This is a genomic window from Bradyrhizobium sp. LB14.3, assembly GCF_040547985.1.
Classification (GTDB): Bacteria; Pseudomonadota; Alphaproteobacteria; order Rhizobiales; family Xanthobacteraceae; genus Bradyrhizobium.
Map to the genome: position 1 here is coordinate 1 of NZ_JBEPQT010000090.1, position 1,479 is coordinate 1,479.

The following is a 1,479-nucleotide window of genomic DNA, read 5'->3' on the forward strand; positions in this document are numbered from 1 at the left end:
CGCATTGCCTCACCCAGAATGTTACTGGACAACTTCTCGCCGATGAATGCAGCGGCGCCACCAAATTGGTTCGCTGGCCTCCATGGCGGGAAAGATCAGCATGGGCGCGAGGCGCGAGGTGGTGTCGGCGGTGATGGAACGTTACCGATCGGCCAAACGAGCGGAGAAGGGGCGGATCCTTGACGAGCTGTGCGCGACGACGGGCTGGCATCGCAAGCATGCGGTGCGCGCACTCCGGCGACGCGCAACGGTTGGGCCCGGCGCAGTTGAGGCACCGCGAGAGCGCAAGCGTAGATATGGTGCGACGATCAAGGACGCGATGACGGCGCTGTGGGAGGCGTCGGATCGGGTGTGCGGCAAGCGGCTCAAGGTGATGATCCCGACCTTGCTGCCTGCCCTCGAGCAACATGGCCGATTGCGACTTGGCCAGGCGGATCGTGACTGTGTTCTCTCGATCAGCCCCGCAACCATCGACCGCCTGCTCGTGGACGTGAAGGTCGCGGCGAGCGGTGGCAGGCGACGCCGTGCCGGATTTTATTCGGCAATCCGGCGCGAGGTCCCGATCCGCACGTTCAATGACTGGAACAGCCCGCCGCCTGGCTTCTGCGAGGTCGACATGGTCGCCCATGGCGGAACGTCGGTGGCTGGCTCGTTCATCCAGACTTTGACGATGGTCGATGTCGCCACGGGCTGGACGGAGTGTCTGCCGTTGGTGACGCGGGAAGGTTCGCTGGTCGTCGAGGCGATCAACCGCGCACAGAGCCTGTTCCCCTGGCTGTTGCGCGGCGTCGACTTCGACAACGACAGCGCCTTCATGAACGATGTCGTAGTGCCATGGTGTCGCGAACAGAAGCTCGAAGTCACACGCTCGCGCGCCTACAAGAAGAACGATCAGGCGTTCGTCGAGCAGAAGAATGGTGCCGTCGTCCGCCGCCTCATGGGTTATGGCCGCTTCGATGGCGTCGAGACGGCGCGCGTGATGGGTCGCCTCTATGCGGCGGCAAGGCTCTACGTCAACTTCTTCCAGCCGTCATTCAAGCTGAAGGAGAAGCGCCGCGAAGGGGCTAAAGTGATCAAGCGCTATCATCTCCCATCAACACCCTATGAGCGTGCATTGGCGCATCCCAAGGTCACCGCAGCCGTAAAGAAGCGGCTGCGCGATCAGTATCGCTCGCTCGATCCGGTCGGGCTGTTGGCCGAGATTCGCGCGACCCAGGACGAACTCGGCAATCGCGTCGATCGTCGTGCCGGACAAGTGCGCGGCCTGCAAGCCGCCAGCACGAGCACCGCGCCAGCCACCACAGCCACCTTTGCGAAGACGCTCGGCAAGACGACGACCTCCGGCGAGCCACGTGCCACACACCGGCGCACCCGTCGGCCCTATAAAACCAGGGTTCGCATGCCGTCCAAGCTCGATCCGCATATTGCTGTGATCGAGGGTTGGCTCGCCGAGCAGCCGCAGCTAACTGCGCTCGCCAT

The 1,479-nt window shown here is 63.6% G+C and carries 1 protein-coding gene; it reads left to right on the plus strand.

Going from position 1 to position 1,479, the window contains the following annotated elements; translation table 11 throughout:
- Positions 1-100: 100 nt before the first annotated feature.
- Positions 101-1,479: integrase catalytic domain-containing protein (locus ABIB00_RS38965; RefSeq protein ID WP_354108008.1), on the plus strand; the 1,379-nt coding region annotated here is incomplete at its 3' end.